This window comes from Methylobacterium sp. WL7 (assembly GCF_008040085.1).
Classification (GTDB): domain Bacteria; phylum Pseudomonadota; class Alphaproteobacteria; order Rhizobiales; family Beijerinckiaceae; genus Methylobacterium; species Methylobacterium mesophilicum.
In genome coordinates this window covers 40145-54688 of the sequence record NZ_VRVG01000005.1, presented here as the reverse complement: position 1 = coordinate 54688, position 14544 = coordinate 40145, and the positions used below count along the sequence as shown (strand labels likewise).

The 14544-nt window shown below is 67.8% G+C and carries 17 protein-coding genes; 3 read left to right on the top strand and 14 right to left on the bottom strand.

The features are described from left to right. Positions 1-135: 135 nt before the first annotated feature. The 3 genes from xoxF1 to xoxJ all read left to right on the top strand — a co-directional run bounded on the left by xoxF1 (position 136) and on the right by xoxJ (position 3542). Positions 136-1941: a lanthanide-dependent methanol dehydrogenase XoxF1 gene (gene xoxF1, locus FV233_RS02545; protein ID WP_147853296.1), complete on the top strand. Its 1806-nt coding sequence runs from the start codon at positions 136-138 to the stop codon at positions 1939-1941. Positions 1942-2073: 132 nt separating this feature from the next. Further along, entirely contained in the window at positions 2074-2685 is a 612-nt protein-coding gene (locus FV233_RS02540; RefSeq protein WP_147853297.1) for a c-type cytochrome, methanol metabolism-related, read from the top strand. Next, entirely contained in the window at positions 2685-3542 is an 858-nt protein-coding gene (xoxJ, locus tag FV233_RS02535; RefSeq protein WP_187278039.1) for a rare earth element methanol dehydrogenase accessory protein XoxJ, read from the top strand. The genes FV233_RS02540 and xoxJ overlap by 1 nt, the downstream gene beginning before the upstream one ends. 47 nt (positions 3543-3589) lie before the next feature. Here the strand turns inward: xoxJ and folK are convergent, their stop codons facing one another. The 14 genes from folK to fhcD all read right to left on the bottom strand — a co-directional run bounded on the left by folK (position 3590) and on the right by fhcD (position 14524). Continuing rightward, the gene (gene folK / locus FV233_RS02530; RefSeq protein WP_147896518.1) at positions 3590-4060 is read right to left on the bottom strand and encodes a 2-amino-4-hydroxy-6-hydroxymethyldihydropteridine diphosphokinase; all 471 of its coding nucleotides are present in this window, start codon (positions 4058-4060) and stop codon (positions 3590-3592) included. Then, the gene (gene folB / locus FV233_RS02525; RefSeq protein WP_147896517.1) at positions 4057-4434 is read right to left on the bottom strand and encodes a dihydroneopterin aldolase; all 378 of its coding nucleotides are present in this window, start codon (positions 4432-4434) and stop codon (positions 4057-4059) included. Before folB ends, folK begins: the two co-directional genes overlap by 4 nt. Further along, positions 4431-5267 carry a dihydropteroate synthase gene (gene folP / locus FV233_RS02520; protein ID WP_147853301.1) on the bottom strand — a complete coding sequence of 279 codons (837 nt, stop codon included), beginning with the start codon at positions 5265-5267 and terminating at the stop codon, positions 4431-4433. The genes folB and folP overlap by 4 nt, the downstream gene beginning before the upstream one ends. Before the next feature lie 88 nt (positions 5268-5355). Further along, positions 5356-5718 (bottom strand): hypothetical protein, encoded by a 363-nt coding sequence (locus FV233_RS02515; protein ID WP_147853302.1) that lies wholly within the window; start codon positions 5716-5718, stop codon positions 5356-5358. Continuing rightward, the gene (locus FV233_RS02510) at positions 5699-6409 is read right to left on the bottom strand and encodes a hypothetical protein (protein ID WP_147853303.1); all 711 of its coding nucleotides are present in this window, start codon (positions 6407-6409) and stop codon (positions 5699-5701) included. The genes FV233_RS02515 and FV233_RS02510 overlap by 20 nt, the downstream gene beginning before the upstream one ends. Continuing rightward, positions 6406-7551 (bottom strand): pyrroloquinoline quinone biosynthesis protein PqqE, encoded by a 1146-nt coding sequence (pqqE, locus tag FV233_RS02505; RefSeq protein WP_147853304.1) that lies wholly within the window; start codon positions 7549-7551, stop codon positions 6406-6408. Before pqqE ends, FV233_RS02510 begins: the two co-directional genes overlap by 4 nt. Continuing rightward, positions 7548-8645: a pyrroloquinoline-quinone synthase PqqC gene (pqqC, locus tag FV233_RS02500; protein WP_147896516.1), complete on the bottom strand. Its 1098-nt coding sequence runs from the start codon at positions 8643-8645 to the stop codon at positions 7548-7550. The genes pqqE and pqqC overlap by 4 nt, the downstream gene beginning before the upstream one ends. Before the next feature lie 180 nt (positions 8646-8825). Then, positions 8826-9725 (bottom strand): pyrroloquinoline quinone biosynthesis protein PqqB, encoded by a 900-nt coding sequence (pqqB, locus tag FV233_RS02495; protein WP_147896515.1) that lies wholly within the window; start codon positions 9723-9725, stop codon positions 8826-8828. 34 nt (positions 9726-9759) lie between these two features. Next, positions 9760-9849: a pyrroloquinoline quinone precursor peptide PqqA gene (pqqA, locus tag FV233_RS02490; RefSeq protein ID WP_007564431.1), complete on the bottom strand. Its 90-nt coding sequence runs from the start codon at positions 9847-9849 to the stop codon at positions 9760-9762. A gap of 223 nt (positions 9850-10072) precedes the next feature. After that, positions 10073-10777: a response regulator transcription factor gene (locus tag FV233_RS02485; protein WP_147853307.1), complete on the bottom strand. Its 705-nt coding sequence runs from the start codon at positions 10775-10777 to the stop codon at positions 10073-10075. Continuing rightward, entirely contained in the window at positions 10774-12408 is a 1635-nt protein-coding gene (locus FV233_RS02480; protein WP_147896514.1) for an ATP-binding protein, read from the bottom strand. The genes FV233_RS02485 and FV233_RS02480 overlap by 4 nt, the downstream gene beginning before the upstream one ends. A gap of 79 nt (positions 12409-12487) precedes the next feature. After that, positions 12488-12694: a hypothetical protein gene (locus FV233_RS02475; RefSeq protein WP_007564437.1), complete on the bottom strand. Its 207-nt coding sequence runs from the start codon at positions 12692-12694 to the stop codon at positions 12488-12490. Between the two features lie 84 nt (positions 12695-12778). Further along, a complete protein-coding gene (locus FV233_RS02470) occupies positions 12779-13573 on the bottom strand; it encodes a formylmethanofuran dehydrogenase subunit C (RefSeq protein WP_147896513.1) in 795 nt (264 codons plus the stop codon). Between the two features lie 3 nt (positions 13574-13576). Next, a complete protein-coding gene (gene fhcD / locus FV233_RS02465) occupies positions 13577-14524 on the bottom strand; it encodes a formylmethanofuran--tetrahydromethanopterin N-formyltransferase (RefSeq protein WP_147853310.1) in 948 nt (315 codons plus the stop codon). Positions 14525-14544 lie beyond the last annotated feature (20 nt).

Below are 14544 nucleotides of genomic sequence, written 5' to 3'. Positions count from 1 at the left end.
ACCTTTGGGTCACTTCTAGTCCGCTACGCCCGCTACCGAAGCGTCCATCCCTGTCGCAAACAGTCAGGTCGGGGTCCGAGCGACGCCACTCTCGAAGTGCGTCTGTACGACTCTTAAGACTTGTCGGAGGAACCCATGAGAGCGGTACATCTCCTCGCGCTCGGCGCAGGTGTCGCGGCACTCGCCGCGCCCGCGCTAGCCAACGAAAGCGTCCTGAAGAGCATCGCCAACCCGGCGGAACAAGCGCTTCAGACGGTCGACTACGGCAACACCCGTTATTCGAAGCTCGACCAGATCACCTCGGCGAACGTGAAGAACCTCCAGGTTGCCTGGACCTTCTCGACCGGCGTGCTGCGCGGCCACGAGGGCTCGCCGCTCGTGATCGGCAACATGATGTACGTCCACACGCCGTTCCCGAACATCGTGTACGCCCTGGACCTCGACCACGAGGCCAAGATCGTCTGGAAGTACGAGCCGAAGCAGGATCCGTCCGTGATCCCGGTCATGTGCTGTGACACGGTCAACCGCGGCCTCGCCTATGCCGACGGCACCATCCTGCTGCACCAGGCCGACACCACCCTCGTGTCGCTCGACGCCAAGACCGGCAAGGTGAACTGGTCCGTCGTCAACGGCGACCCGAAGAAGGGCGAGACCAACACCGCCACGGTTCTGCCCGTGAAGGACAAGGTCATCGTCGGCATCTCGGGCGGCGAGTTCGGCGTGCAGTGCCACGTCACCGCCTACGACCTGAAGACCGGCAAGAAGGTGTGGCGCGGCTACTCCATCGGCCCGGACGACCAGATGCTGGTCGACCCGGAGAAGACCACCTCGCTCGGCAAGCCGGTTGGCAAGGATTCTTCGCTGAAGACCTGGGAAGGCGATCAGTGGAAGACCGGCGGCGGCTGCACCTGGGGCTGGTTCTCGTACGACCCCAAGCTCGACCTGATGTACTACGGCTCGGGCAACCCCTCGACCTGGAACCCCAAGCAGCGTCCGGGCGACAACAAGTGGTCGATGACCATCTGGGCGCGTAACCCGGATACCGGCGTCGCCAAGTGGGTCTACCAGATGACCCCGCACGACGAGTGGGACTACGACGGCATCAACGAGATGATCCTCACGGATCAGAAGGTTGACGGCAAGGAGCAGCCGCTCCTGACCCACTTCGACCGTAACGGCTTCGGCTACACGCTGAACCGCGAGACCGGCGCCCTCCTGGTCGCCGAGAAGTTCGATCCGGCCGTCAACTGGGCGACCAAGGTCGATATGGACAAGGGTTCGAAGAACTACGGCCGGCCGCTGGTCGTGTCGAAGTACTCGACCGAGCAGAACGGCGAAGATACCAACTCCAAGGGTATCTGCCCGGCGGCCCTCGGCACCAAGGATCAGCAGCCTGCTGCGTTCTCGCCGAAGACCAACCTGTTCTACGTGCCCACCAACCACGTCTGCATGGACTACGAGCCGTTCCGGGTGACCTACACCCCGGGCCAGCCCTACGTCGGTGCGACCCTGTCGATGTACCCGGCCCCGAACTCGCACGGCGGCATGGGTAACTTCATCGCCTGGGACGGCGTCAACGGTAAGATCAAGTGGTCCAACGCCGAGCAGTTCTCGGTTTGGTCCGGTGCTCTCGCCACCGCCGGTGACGTGGTGTTCTACGGGACCCTCGAAGGTTACCTGAAGGCCGTCGACGACAAGACCGGCAAGGAGCTGTTCAAGTTCAAGACGCCGTCGGGCATCATCGGCAACGTGATGACCTACCAGCTCAAGGGCAAGCAGTACGTGGGCGTCCTGTCGGGCGTCGGCGGCTGGGCCGGCATCGGCCTCGCGGCCGGCCTGACCGACCCGAACGCCGGTCTCGGCGCGGTGGGCGGCTACGCAGCCCTCTCGCAGTACACCAACCTCGGTGGTCAGCTGACCGTCTTCGCTCTGCCGAACTAATCGGCCGCAGGGTTTAGCTGTCGAAATGGTGCCGGCGCGGGTTTCCGCGCCGGCATCCTTGTGATTAGAATTTGTCGTAAGAGGCTACGGCTCTAAGCGAGACGAAGGGCCTCGCTCCAGGGAGACTACGCGTTGCACAACCTCAGCAACATCGTCACGCGGCCGTTTCTCGCCGCCCTCGCCCTAGCGACCGTTTCCGCGGTTGCCGTACATGCTGAGGATGCCAAGCCTGCCGATCCGGCTCTCGCCAATTCGCTCAACGCGAACGACAAGACCGCCGAGCAGGACCCCGCACTACTGAAGAAGAACGCTGCCGTTAAGGTCGAGGACGGCAAGTACGTCGATGCCGACGGCCATCCGACGTACCACGTCACCAACGATGGTAAGAAACTCGACTGGTACACCTACTCCGGGTACCGCCGCTATCACGCCGAGTGCCACGTCTGCCACGGTCCGGACGGCATGGGCTCGACCTACGCGCCGGCCCTGAAGGACTCGCTGAAGCACCTCTCGTACGAGGAGTTCATCGGCATCCTGGTGGGCGGCAAGCAGGACGTGAGCGCCTCCGAGCAGAAGGTCATGCCGGCCTTTGGCGATAACAAGAACGTCATGTGCTATTCGGACGACCTCTACACCTACCTCAAGGCCCGGGCCGACGGTGCGATCGGTCGCGTTCGTCCCTCGGACCACGAGGACAAGCCCGAGACCGCCCGGAAGGCCGAGAAGGAGTGCATGGGCGGCTGATGTCCTCCCCTGCATCGTCCTTCACCCGGACGCTCGCCCTCTGCGCCCTGTCGATGACGGTGGCGCAGGGGGCTGCCGCGCAGCACCTGCCGGACACGGTTACGACCGATGTGCTGCGCGTCTGCGGCGATCCCGGCAACATGCCGTTTTCCGAGCGTAAGGAAGACGGCTTCGAGAACAAGATCGCGGCGATCATCGCCGACGAACTGAAGATCAAGGTCCGTTACTACTGGCTGACCCAAGGTCCGGGCTTCGTGCGCAACACGCTGGGTACCGGCCTGTGCGACCTGATCATGGGCCAGGCCTTCGGCAGCGACCTCGTCCAAACCACCAATCCCTACTATCACTCGTCCTACGTGCTGGTCACCCGCACGGGTGAACTCGACGGCATCACCGCCCTCGACGATCCGCGGCTGAAGGGCAAGGCGATCGGGGTCATCGCCGGCACCCCGCCGGTGAATCGGATGGGCGATCTCGGCCTCGTCTCGACCATGAAGGCCTACGCGCCCTATCAGCTCGATCCGGCACGGAAGTTCCAGACCGTCGGCGCCGAGATCGTCGGGGCGCTCGCGGCCAAGGACATCGATGCGGCGGTGCTGTGGGGGCCGGCTGCCGGCTGGCTCGCGAAGCAATCCGGAACGCCCATGACGGTGGTGCCCCTGCTCAAGGAGCCCGCTCGTCCGCCCATGGCCTACCGGATCGCCATGGGCGTGCGCCTCGGCGAGAACGACTGGAAGCGCTCGCTCAACACGATCCTGCGCAAGCGCAAGGCCGATATCGACAAGGTGCTGCGCGAATACGACGTGCCGCTCCTCGACGACGAGGCCAGCGAGATGGCCGAACCCGGCACGAAGTAGGCCACGCCTTCGGGCTCGCGGGCGGGGAGCCGTCCGCGAGCCTCGGCTCAGACCCGTTTGATCCCGGTGCGGTCGAGCTTGGCCAGGGCATCGGCGACGCGTTCGCCGCCGATCACGAGGTCTGGGGCGATCTCGGCCAACGGCACCAGCACGAAGGCACGCTCCCGCACATGGCGGTGCGGCAGCACCAGCCGCGCGTCGTCCACCGTTGCCCCCTCGTAGGCCAGCACGTCGACATCGATAACCCGGGGCCCCCAGCGCTCCTCGCGGATGCGCCCCAGCGCATGCTCGACGCCGAGGCAGGCATCGAGCAGCCCATGCGGATCGAGCGCCGTGTCGACGGCCACCGCACCGTTGAGGAACCAGGGCTGATCGGTCTTGCCCCAAGGCGGCGTCCGATAGTCGGCCGAGCGGGCGACAACGTCGATGCCGGGCGTCGCGGCCAATCCCGCGACCGCACGGTCGAGCATCGCGGCCATGTCGCCGATATTGCTGCCGATCCCGAGATAGGCCCTCACGCGCGTACTCCGCGGTGACGCGTGATCTCGACGCTGACGCCATCCAGGATCGCCGGCACCGGCGCGCTCGGCTTGTCGATGCGGATCGTGATCGCTTCCACCATGTCATGGCGTTCGAGGATCGTAGCCGCGATCGTCTCGGCGAGAGCCTCGATGAGATTGAACCGGCGCTCGGTGGCAATCGAAACGGCGATCTCGGTGAGGTCCGCGTAGCTGACCGTATGGGCGACGTCGTCCGAGCGGCCGGCCGGCGCAAGGTCGAGCCGCGCGTCGATCGAGATGTAGAAGCGCTGGCCGAGCACCGCCTCCTCGGGCAGCACCCCGTGCCGCCCGAACACCGCGATGCGGGCGACGCCGATCCGGTCCGCGCTCATCGGGCGTCCGGCCGCATGACGGCGTCGACGACCCGAACGGCGTCGACATGGGCCGCGACGTCGTGAACCCGCACGATGTCGGCGCCGAGCGTGGCCGCAAGGGCATGGGCCGCGAGCGATCCGTAGAGCCGGTCTGCCGGCCGGGTCTCCCGATCGTGCAGGCGGCCGAGCAGAGATTTGCGGGAGACCCCGACCAGGACGGGAAAACCCAGGGCCCGGATCTCGGGGAGGCGCCGAAGCACTTCCAAGTGCTGAGTCCAGGTCTTTCCGAATCCTACCCCGGGATCGAGGACGATGTCGCGCTCCGGAATGCCGGCCCGCCGGGCGATGTCGAGCGAGCGCTCGAAGAAGGCCCGCAGATCCGCGACGATATCCAGATCCGCGTCGATGGTCTCGCGGTTGTGCATGATCACCACGGGGGCGCCGTGCGCGGCCGCCACGGAGGCGATGTCGGGCTCTCGTTGGAGGCCCCAGACGTCGTTGACGATGCGGGCGCCCGCTTCGAGCGCGAGACGCGCGGTGGACGCCTTGTAGGTATCGATCGAGATCGGGACGGACAGGCGGGGCGCCACCGCCCGGATCACCGGCAGGACGCGGCCCTGCTCCTCCTCGGCAGGAACGGGAACGTGACCCGGCCGGGTCGATTCACCACCGATATCGAGGATCGCGGCGCCTTCGGCTACCAGGCGCTCGGCCTGCGCAACCGCCTCGGCCTCGCCGGAGAACAGGCCGCCGTCGGAGAAGGAATCGGGCGTGACGTTGAGGATGCCCATGACCAGCGTGCGCGACCCGAGGCCGGGCAACAGGTCGGACAGGCCGGGGGAGGGGGGCACGGATCGGGTCCCGTTCTCAGGAGCGGTTCGGGACCCGGTGTGATCGAAACCACAGGCCAGCGCAACGCCGGCCGTCATGGTCCGGTCATCAGCCGCGGTAGCAGCGGATCTCCGCCTCGGCCTGGGCGCGTCGGAGATCGGCGACCTTGTCGTCGAAGACCTTGGTCGCCTTGAACTCGTTCGCCCGGTTGCCGATGCCCTGGCGCATCGACAGGACCGTGCTGGCCTGCACGTACTTGTCGTAGGGCAGGATCGCGGCGAGCTGGTCGAGCGAACAGGAGCAGCGCTGCATGCTCTCGCGGGTCTGGCCGTTGGCCGCCATGCAGCCGAAGACGTAATCGACCCGCGCGTCGGTGGGATAGTCGTTCTCTTCGGCCGCCCAACCGGCCAGGCCGGACAGGGACAGGGCGAGGACGGCGAGCGCGCCGCGTTCAGCCAGCTTTCGGATCATAGCTCAGCTTCTCCTCGAGCAATTCGCCACCCTCGGCGTTCTTCGACGACGCCTCGATGGAGACGATCTCGCCGGGAACCTCCGGGGCGGTGATGAAGGTGTAGATCATCTTGTCCATGCCGCGCATGCGCTGTTCCATGGCATCCTTGGCGAAGGGCTGGATTTCGACCCGCCAGCCATCGACCTCGCGGCCGCCGACCGAGACCTTGGTCGGCGTCACGGTCGCAGCCTCACGCAGTCCCTTACGGATGGCGAGCTTCAGGTAACGCGGGTTGGCCTCCAGCACCTTCGCCAGCGAGCGGAGGTGGTTCTCCAGGAACAGCGAGACCACCGGGTTGCCGCTCATGTCCTCGAAAGGCCCGGCCGGCACGCGGTTCAGGCCGGAGAACATCATGACGCGGATGTCGCGCGCCTCCGGGCTCTTACCGGGCTCCAGCGTGAGCGTGAGCGTATCCGACAGCGGGGGCCCGAACGGTCCCTTGGCGATGCCGGACCGGCGCAGATAATCGTACGTGATCGTCGAGCCGGGGGCCGCGTTCTTCATATGCGGCTGCTCGAACAGCAGATCGGCCGCACTGGGCGGGGCCGCCGCGTTGACCTGGGTGACCGCTGCGGGCTTGGGCGCATCTTCGGCAAGCGCCGGCATCGCGGCCAGCACCAGCGCGAGGGCTGTCGTGGCGAGAAGCTTCACGAGTTGACGTCCTCCTTGAACGGCGACCGGACGTTGCTGCCGATCGTCCGGTACACATAATCCGGCGGCGTCTCGGCCGCCTCTTCCACGGCCAGCGCCCGCACCTTGGCATGGAGCGGCGAGAGCGAGCAGGCCGGATCGGTCGCCGCGGCATCCCCGGCGAGCGCTAGGGCCTGACACCGGCAGCCGCCCCAATCTTTCTCCCGACGGTCGCAGGAGCGGCAGGGCTCCTTCATCCAGTCGGTTCCGCGATAGGCGGTGAAGGCCGGCGAATCCCGCCAGATCTCACCGAGCGAGTGGTCGGTGACGTGCCAGAACTCGAGGCCCGGGATCGTCTCGGCCGCGTGGCAGGGCAGGACCTTGCCCTGGGGCGTGACGTTCATCAGCTTGCGGCCCCAGCCGCCGGCGCAGGCCTTCGGGTATTTCGCGTAGTAATCCGGCACGACGAGGTCGATGACGAGCTGACCCTTGAGGCGCTCGCGGGCCGCCTCGACGATCCGGATCGAGGCATCGACCTGCGCCTTGTCGGGCATCAGGGCCGCACGGTTGACGTAGGCCCAACCGTAATACTGCGTGTGCGCCACCTCGAGACGCTTGGCGCCCATCTTCACCGCTAGGTCGATGAAGCCCTCGACCTCGTGGATGTTGCCGCGATGGATCACCGAGTTCAGCGTCAGCGGCAGCCCGAGCTCGACCACCTTGGCGGCGAACTCGAACTTTTGGGGCTGCGCGTTCTTCAAACCGCCGATCCGTTCGGCGTTCTGGGCATCGACGCCTTGCACCGAGAGCTGCACGTGGTCGAGCCCGACATCGTACAGCGCCTGGAGCTTGCCCAGCGCACCGCCCACCCCCGAGGTGATCAGGTTCGAGTAGAGGCCGAGATCCGCGCAGGTCTTGGTGATCTCGACGATGTCGTTGCGCGCCGTCGGCTCGCCCCCCGACAGGTGGACGTGGAGGACGCCGAGGCCCGACGCCTCCGTCAGAACGCGCTGCCACGTAGCAGTGTCGAGTTCGCCGGAGCGGCGATCGAGCTCCAGCGGGTTCGAGCAATAGGGGCAGCGCAGCGGGCAGCGGTGAGTCAGCTCGGCGAGCAGACCCACCGGCGCTGGAACGTCCGGCCGGTTCGGCGTCAGTGCGTTCATCGCTCCAGGACCCGTTTTTCCGCCAGCCCGTCCAGCATTGCGAGGATATCGGCCTCGATGGCCCGCGGATCGGCCGCATAGGTCCGACCCAGCTCATCCGCGATCGCCGCGACGCTGCGATTGCCGTCCACCAGCTTGAGCACCGCCACGGCGTTATCGTCGAGGTCGAAGGTCCGCTCCGGGGCGAGCAGGACGTATTTGCCGCGGGTCTCGTCATGGCGCAGACGCACGCCCCGCGGGAGGCGCGGCCGGTCGTCAGCCGCCATCTTGCGAACGCCGGCCCCTGTCGTGGCGACAGGTGCCTCCGCGACGAGACCGGTTCCGGGCGTCCAGGCATCCGGCGGGATCATGCCGGGGGCGACATAGGCGAAATAGAGAGCGTCGAGCTGGGTCCAGAGCACGTTGCACTTGAAGGTCAACGCGGCCATCGCCTGCCGCTGCAGCTCAGCCGTCGTCGCGTGCGTCTTCACGTAATCGAGGGCGAAGTCGGCATCGCGCGGCGCCTGGGTCAGACGCTTGTCGAAATAGGCCAGCGTGTCCTTGGTGATGAAGTCGTAGTTCTTCAGCATCCCGGCGACACGCTCGGAGATGATCGTCGGCGAGAACATCTCGGTGAGCGACGAGGCGATCGCCTCCAGCAGGCTCTTCTCCGAGACGAAGTGGACGTAGGCCTCGACGGAAAACTTCGTGGCCGACAGGATGCCCCGGGTAGAGAGCACGTAGTCCCGGTCGAACCCGACGCCCTCGGCGAGCTTCAGCCAGCGCTCGATGCCACCGTCGCCCGGATGGTCGCCGTCATGATCGACGATGCGCTGGCGCCAGATCCGACGCAGAGACGCGTCGGTCATCCGCGCGAGCACGGCGGCGTCCTTCACCGGGATCATCGCCTGGTAATAGTAGCGGTTCAACGCCCAGGCCCGGACCTGATCCTTCGAAAGCTTGCCGTCATGCAGGAGTCGGTGGAACGGATGCAGGATGTGGTACCGGCGCGCGCCGATGTCGCGCAGAGCGGCCTCAAGCTCGTCCGGGGAAAGCAGACGCTGGCTCTCGGCAGAGTCGGCGGTCGACGAAGGGGTCGGGAAGACTGCGTTCATGGCGTTACCGGAATCCGTTCTCGGGTCGCGTTTCCTGTACTCCGATCCCGCCCTCTGTGCGGGGACCATCCCGAGTGACGGCAACGACCGTTCGGAATGATGCCCGCCGGGGCGAATGTCCGGGCTCGGTCCTGATATAGTGCCGGCTCGGCCCGTACCCAACCGGTGGGCGCGATTGCCTCAGAGCGCGAGGCTCAGACCGTCATGGGCCACGGTCCAGCCGGCCGCCTCGACGTCGGCGCGCTCCGGCGAACCTTCCACCAGGACCGGGTTGGTATTGTTGATGTGGACGAAGACGCGGCGGCCGAGCGAAACGCCGGCCAGCGCATAGATCGAGCCATTGTCGCCGCGCATCGGCACGTGCCCCATCCGCCAGCCGGTCTTGGTGCCGACGCCGGCGCGGATCATGTCGTCATCGTGCAGGACGGTGCCGTCGAACAGCAACGCGTCCACGCCGGCGATGCGGTCCCTGAGCGCGTCCGTGACGCGGGCGCAACCGGGAATGTAGGCGAGGCGGCGGCCGCCTGCCTCGATCAGCGCGCCCACGGTGGTCTCGGTCTCGGCGCCGATCTCCATGGTCTCGTCCTCGAGCCAGAGCGGCACCTTGCCGGGGACTGGGAACAGCGTGACGGAAAGGCCGGGCAACGGTTCGAAACGCTGGTCCATGGCGATGGGCTGGCGCGCGACGACGCCCTCGGCCATCACGTCGAACACGCGGTTGGCGTTGACGGAATCCAGGATGCCGCGGGTGGCGTAGAGTGTGTAGGGCTGGCCCTCGCGCAAGGTGAGCAGCCCCGCCACGTGGTCGACATCTCCGTTCGTCAGGAGCACGGACCGGATCGGCGAGTGGCGCAGTCCCTCGCGGGGATGCATCTGGGAATTGTCGAAGAGCTGCTGCCGGATATCCGGCGAGGCGTTGATCAGGAGCCAATCGGACCCGTCCGCGGAGACTGCGATGCTCGATTGCGTCCGTGGGCGCACCCGGTCCGGCTCGGACCGCGCCAGGGTGCAGTTGGGGCAGCGGCAGTTCCACTGCGGGAGGCCGCCACCGGCAGCGGAGCCGAGAATCACGACGCGCATGGTGCGGTTCCCGCGATCCCCGGCCCCTGAAAACTTAGTTGAAGGTGTCGATCTCGGCCGACTCGTAGCTCGTCACTTCCATGCCGACACAGATCTCGGACACAACAGGGGCAGCCCACTTCATGGTGTTTCTCCTTGGCGGTATCCTCACCAGGCGTCTCGGGTTCCTAAGAGTACCCTAAGACACTGATGGCGCTCTGGTTTTCCGGCGCGCCCCCGATATCGGCGATTCAGCTGCGGTCTTCAAGCACTAAGTTGCCGGATACTCCCAAATTTTTTGTGAGACTCTACCTAAATGCCCGGCTCACGATCAGAAACGTTACCGGATTCGACTTAAGTATAGTGGCTCATTGACGGAAATCAGGACCGCGCAGTTCGAGCATGAAGCCCTTTCCCCGGACGGTGACCAATCCTGGTCCACCGTACCGGACGAAGTCCGCCATCTTGGAGCGGAGATAGCCGATATAGACGTCGACCACGTTGAGCGAGAGGCCGCCCTGGCTGGCCCAGAGCCGGTCGAAGATGTCGGCCCGGGACACCGGTTTGCCGATGCTCTCCATCAACATGGCGAGGAGGTCGGCCTCGCGCGGCGTCAGGCGCGCGCTGGCCTCGCCGCAACTCGCCTGGCGGGTGTCGAGGTCGAGCATCAACCGGCCCGCGGTGATGCGCGAGCGCGGCGCCTCGGCCTGCTCGCGCCGCATCAGGTGCGTGCGCAGGCGCGCCACGAGTTCGTCGAACACGAACGGCTTGATGATGTAGTCGTCGGCGCCGAGCGCCAGGCCCTCGGCGCGGTCGCGGATCTCGTCGCGCGCCGACAGGAACAGGATCGCGCCCGGGAAACCACCCTCGCGCAGGGACCGGCAGACATCGTGGCCGGACCCGTCGGGCAGGTTGATGTCGAGCAGGACGGCGCCGGGCGCCGGATCATGTGCAGCCTTCAACGCCTCGTCGACGCAGGCGGCGGTACCGACCTCGAACCCTTCGGCTTCCAGGCCGCGGGCCAACAGCCCCCGGATGTCGATATCGTCCTCGACGATCAGGATCCGCGTCATGCGGCCGGCTCCCTCACCTGCGCGGCAGCGGCCGTATTCCCGGCCGTGCCGCTCTCCCATGCCGGATCGAGCGCCGGGATGTCCAGGCTGACCCGGGCACCGCGTCCGTCGGGGCCGGCCCCGAGGCGGATCGAGCCGCCATGCTGCTCGACGATCCAGCGCGCGAGCGCCAGGCCGATGCCGAAGCCGGTCTCGTCGGGGCTCGCTCCGGCGCCGCGCCGGAAACGCTCGAACAGCTCGGCTTCCGACGCGCCGAAGCCGGGCCCGTCATCGGTCACGGTGATCCGGGCGCGGGCACCTGGCCCGGCCGACAAGGCAACCTCGACGCGGGCCAGCCCCTTGGCGTGACGCAGGGCGTTATCCACGAGGCTCTCGACGGTCTGGCGGAGCCACTCACGGTCGGCCAAGCACTCGACGTCCTGGGTGCCGGGATCGAGGCTCAGACCGACGCGGCGCCGGGCTGCCTCCGACGCCATGTTGTCGACGGCCTCGGCCAGCACCGAGGCGAGGCCGAGCGGACGTTTGTCGAACTCGATCTCCCCGGATTCCGAGCGCGCGACACGCAGCAGGTCCTCGACCCGAAGCTTCAACCGCTGCGCCCGCTTCCGGATCGTCGCGAAGACCGGCGCCGGGTCGGCACCTCGGGACGCACCCCGCAGCGCCAGATCGCATTCGCCGAGGATGACGGTGAGCGGCGTGCGCAACTCGTGACTGACGTCGGCGAAGAAGCGCCGGCGGGAGCGGTCCACGGATTCCAGGCGGGCGTTGGCGGCGCGCAGATCCGCGGTGCGGGTCGCCACGGTGTCTTCCAGGGCGGCGCGATCGGCGACCACCCGGGATTCACGCCGGGCGAGGCGTGCGGCCATGCGGTTGACGTTGGTCATCAGCAGGCCGAGTTCGTCGCGGGTCGCCACCGACAGGCGCGTATCGAGGGCACCGTGGCCGATGGCGCTCGCCGCCCGCCGGACCTCCTCGATCCGGGCCAAGGTCGGGCGGGTCACCCCGCGATAGAGAACTGCCAGCAGCACGAGGGCTGCCGCAACCGCCGACGCTGCGGCCACGCGCAGACGCGCCGACAGGGCGCGGGCCTGCTCGGACCCGAGCGCCATGCTGCGCCGCTCGGCCTCGATCAGGAACGACAGCGGCTGGCCGGTTATCGCCCCGAAGCCGTTGAGCGCGCCCTTGATCGCGTCCTGGCGCTTCTCCGGTTCGGTCTGCCGGTTGATCCGCGCGACCTGACGGTCGAGCACGACCCGGGCGGCGCGCAGCTGCGCCATCGGGCGCGTCCGGGCGGCATATTGCATACGGTCGGCCGGGTCGTCGCTCGGCGGGAAGCTCTGAGCCAGCGCCTCGTCGACCGTGGTCAGCGCCCGGTCGGCATTGTCGCGGGCGATCGCCATGGCCTCGGGCTGCCCGTCGGGATTGCCCACGGTCTCGACGGCAGCGAGGCCGAACTGGGTGAGGCGGCCCGACAACTCGGCCAGCAATTCCAGACGGCGCTGCGCCTCGAGGGTGCGGTCGACGGTCCGTTCGGCCGCCGCGATCGAGGCCAACGCGGCGATGGCCGCCAGCATCACCACGATGGCGGTGCCTCCGAGCAGCAGCGCGAACCGGAGTTTCAGCGAGCGCATCGGTTCCGTCCCGCCGGGGCCCGCCGCCCGCAATCGGCAGCCCGACGGCTCAGCGCCGAGGCGCGGTCTCGGGGCGCCCTCACAGGTTCTTCGGCAGGCTGCCGCGCGCGGCGCAGCGCCAGCGCTCGACGTGCCAGTCCGGATGGGCGGCCTGCCAGGTCGCCAGCGCGCTCTGCGAATGGCGCAGGCAGATGAAGGGGTTCGAGCCCTCGTAGGACATCTCGATCCTGTCCTCGCGACAGGTCGAGGGCTGGGCGACGAGGCAGATCGACAGAAGCAGGAGCATGGGCGTCTCCCCAATGTGCCGGCCTCGTGCGGGCCCGCTTGGACAGAGCATATGCCGCGCGCGGCCGCTCTGCCCAGGGTGACGTCAGGACGCGACCCAGATCTCGCCCTTCGCGATGGTCGCGAGGTCTCCGGAATAGCGCCGCAGCGGCCGATCGAGCAGCGCGGCATGCTCTGCGCTGAGGCCCCTGAGCGATTTTCCGAGGAGCTTCAGGAAGACGAGATCGTGCGTCCCAGTCTCCACGAAGGTCGGCGACATCCGGCCGTGTGAACCGATCAGCAGGGTTCCGCGGCGCATGCCGTAGCCCGGGTGGTCCCCGACTGCCAGCGCGGCCAATGTTCCCGCGATCATCCGAGAGCCGGCATAGGCACCCGCCCGGCCAGCCAGGAGAATCCCGCGCCGCATCCGGTCGCCGAGATGCGCACCGGCCGTTCCGCGGATGATCAGCGTCGCCCCGTCGAGGCCGGCCTTGGCCGCGTACACGGCACCACCCGCATAATCGCCGGCATCGCCCGCGATCGTGATGGTGCCGCCGGCGGCGCCGGCGCCCGCATAGGGCCCGGCATTTCCGCTGACGGTCAGACCGCCGCCGGCCATGCCCTCACCGAGGCGCTGGCCGACATCGCCGGTCACGCGGATCGCCCCCTCGGACAAGGCGGCGCCGACCCGGTCGAGGCGCTCGTGGCCGCCCTCGATGGTCAGCGTCTCGGAGCCGTCCAGCGAGACGGAGAAGCAGTCGCCGAGACGCACGCCGGTGCGGGATGTGCCGACCTCCAGGCGTTCGGCCTCGGCCTGGGAGAGCCGGCTCAGGGCCAACGGATTGATGTTCAGGAAGTCGAGCCGCTCGGGCGGGGCTGCGCGTAGGGTGAGGGTGCTCAAGGCTCAGCCCTCCGTCTTGGCGTCGTCGCGCGCGAGAAGGTCGCGCAGGTGGTAATGGTGGCGGCCGAGATTGCCGCCGTAATTGCCGGCCGTCACGGCGATCAGCCCGTGCCGTCCGCCGATCTCGGTGGCGGCGTGGAGGCCGGCGCGCATCGAATCCGACACGCCCTGTGAGGTCAGGGCATCGATCACGATCTCCAGCACGACGCCGCAATCGGCCGGCAACGCCGAGCCGGCCCGGCCCTTGAGGGTCGGGCAGTAAGCATCGTTGGTCGAGGCCATCATGCCCTTGGTGCGCCCACCGACCTTCGAGCCCGAGCGGACGATGCCACCCGGAAACGGCAGGATCGCGCCGGGCACCGCCTTCGCGGCCTCGACGGCCGCCTCGGCGACGATCAGGGTCTCGGAATGGGTTCGGCCCAGGAACAGCAGGTTGCCGCCACCCACAGCGCCGTCGACGGACCGGACCGAATCCTCACAGAGGAACTCCCCGTCCATCACCGGGATGCGCCAGTAGCGCCGGAGCTTACCGCTGGCATCCGGCAGCCGCTTGGCGATGGCGAAGCCGTCGCCGAAATACCGGATCGCGCCGCCGAGCTTGATCTTCGTCGGCCCGTCCACGCCGGCATAGCAGGCCGTGCCCGGGCAGGTGAGGATGCACTGGCCCACGCGCTTGATCAGTTGATCCTTGAGGCCGTTCGGCTCGAAGCCGAACAGCAGGATGCGCACGCCGTGCCGCCCGTCCGGGGTCTCGTCCGGCGACAGCACGGCATCGATGCCGGCCTCGGCGCCGCAGCCGATCACCGACGTGGCGAAGCCGGTCATGGTGGTCGCCGCGATCATCGCCCATTTGGCGGTGTCGTTGGTGACGATGATGGCGGTCCCGGCCACATCGAACGCCTCCGCGAAGGTGTCGATGATCGGGATGCCGTTGAGGCTGAGGTCAGACATGGTTGTTTCCGCCACTGGCC

Excerpts from the sequence above, each read along its gene's own strand:
- xoxF1 (WP_147853296.1), top strand. The coding sequence starts at position 136 with ATGAGAGCGGTACATCTCCTCGCGCTCGGCGCAGGTGTCGCGGCACTC.
- xoxJ (WP_187278039.1), top strand. The coding sequence starts at position 2,685 with ATGTCCTCCCCTGCATCGTCCTTCACCCGGACGCTCGCCCTCTGCGCC.
- folB (WP_147896517.1), bottom strand. The coding sequence starts at position 4,434 with ATGAGCGCGGACCGGATCGGCGTCGCCCGCATCGCGGTGTTCGGGCGG.
- FV233_RS02515 (WP_147853302.1), bottom strand. The coding sequence starts at position 5,718 with ATGATCCGAAAGCTGGCTGAACGCGGCGCGCTCGCCGTCCTCGCCCTG.
- pqqE (WP_147853304.1), bottom strand. The coding sequence starts at position 7,551 with ATGAACGCACTGACGCCGAACCGGCCGGACGTTCCAGCGCCGGTGGGT.
- pqqC (WP_147896516.1), bottom strand. The coding sequence starts at position 8,645 with ATGAACGCAGTCTTCCCGACCCCTTCGTCGACCGCCGACTCTGCCGAG.
- pqqB (WP_147896515.1), bottom strand. The coding sequence starts at position 9,725 with ATGCGCGTCGTGATTCTCGGCTCCGCTGCCGGTGGCGGCCTCCCGCAG.
- pqqA (WP_007564431.1), bottom strand. The coding sequence starts at position 9,849 with ATGAAGTGGGCTGCCCCTGTTGTGTCCGAGATCTGTGTCGGCATGGAA.
- FV233_RS02485 (WP_147853307.1), bottom strand. The coding sequence starts at position 10,777 with ATGACGCGGATCCTGATCGTCGAGGACGATATCGACATCCGGGGGCTG.
- FV233_RS02480 (WP_147896514.1), bottom strand. The coding sequence starts at position 12,408 with ATGCGCTCGCTGAAACTCCGGTTCGCGCTGCTGCTCGGAGGCACCGCC.
- FV233_RS02475 (WP_007564437.1), bottom strand. The coding sequence starts at position 12,694 with ATGCTCCTGCTTCTGTCGATCTGCCTCGTCGCCCAGCCCTCGACCTGT.
- fhcD (WP_147853310.1), bottom strand. The coding sequence starts at position 14,524 with ATGTCTGACCTCAGCCTCAACGGCATCCCGATCATCGACACCTTCGCG.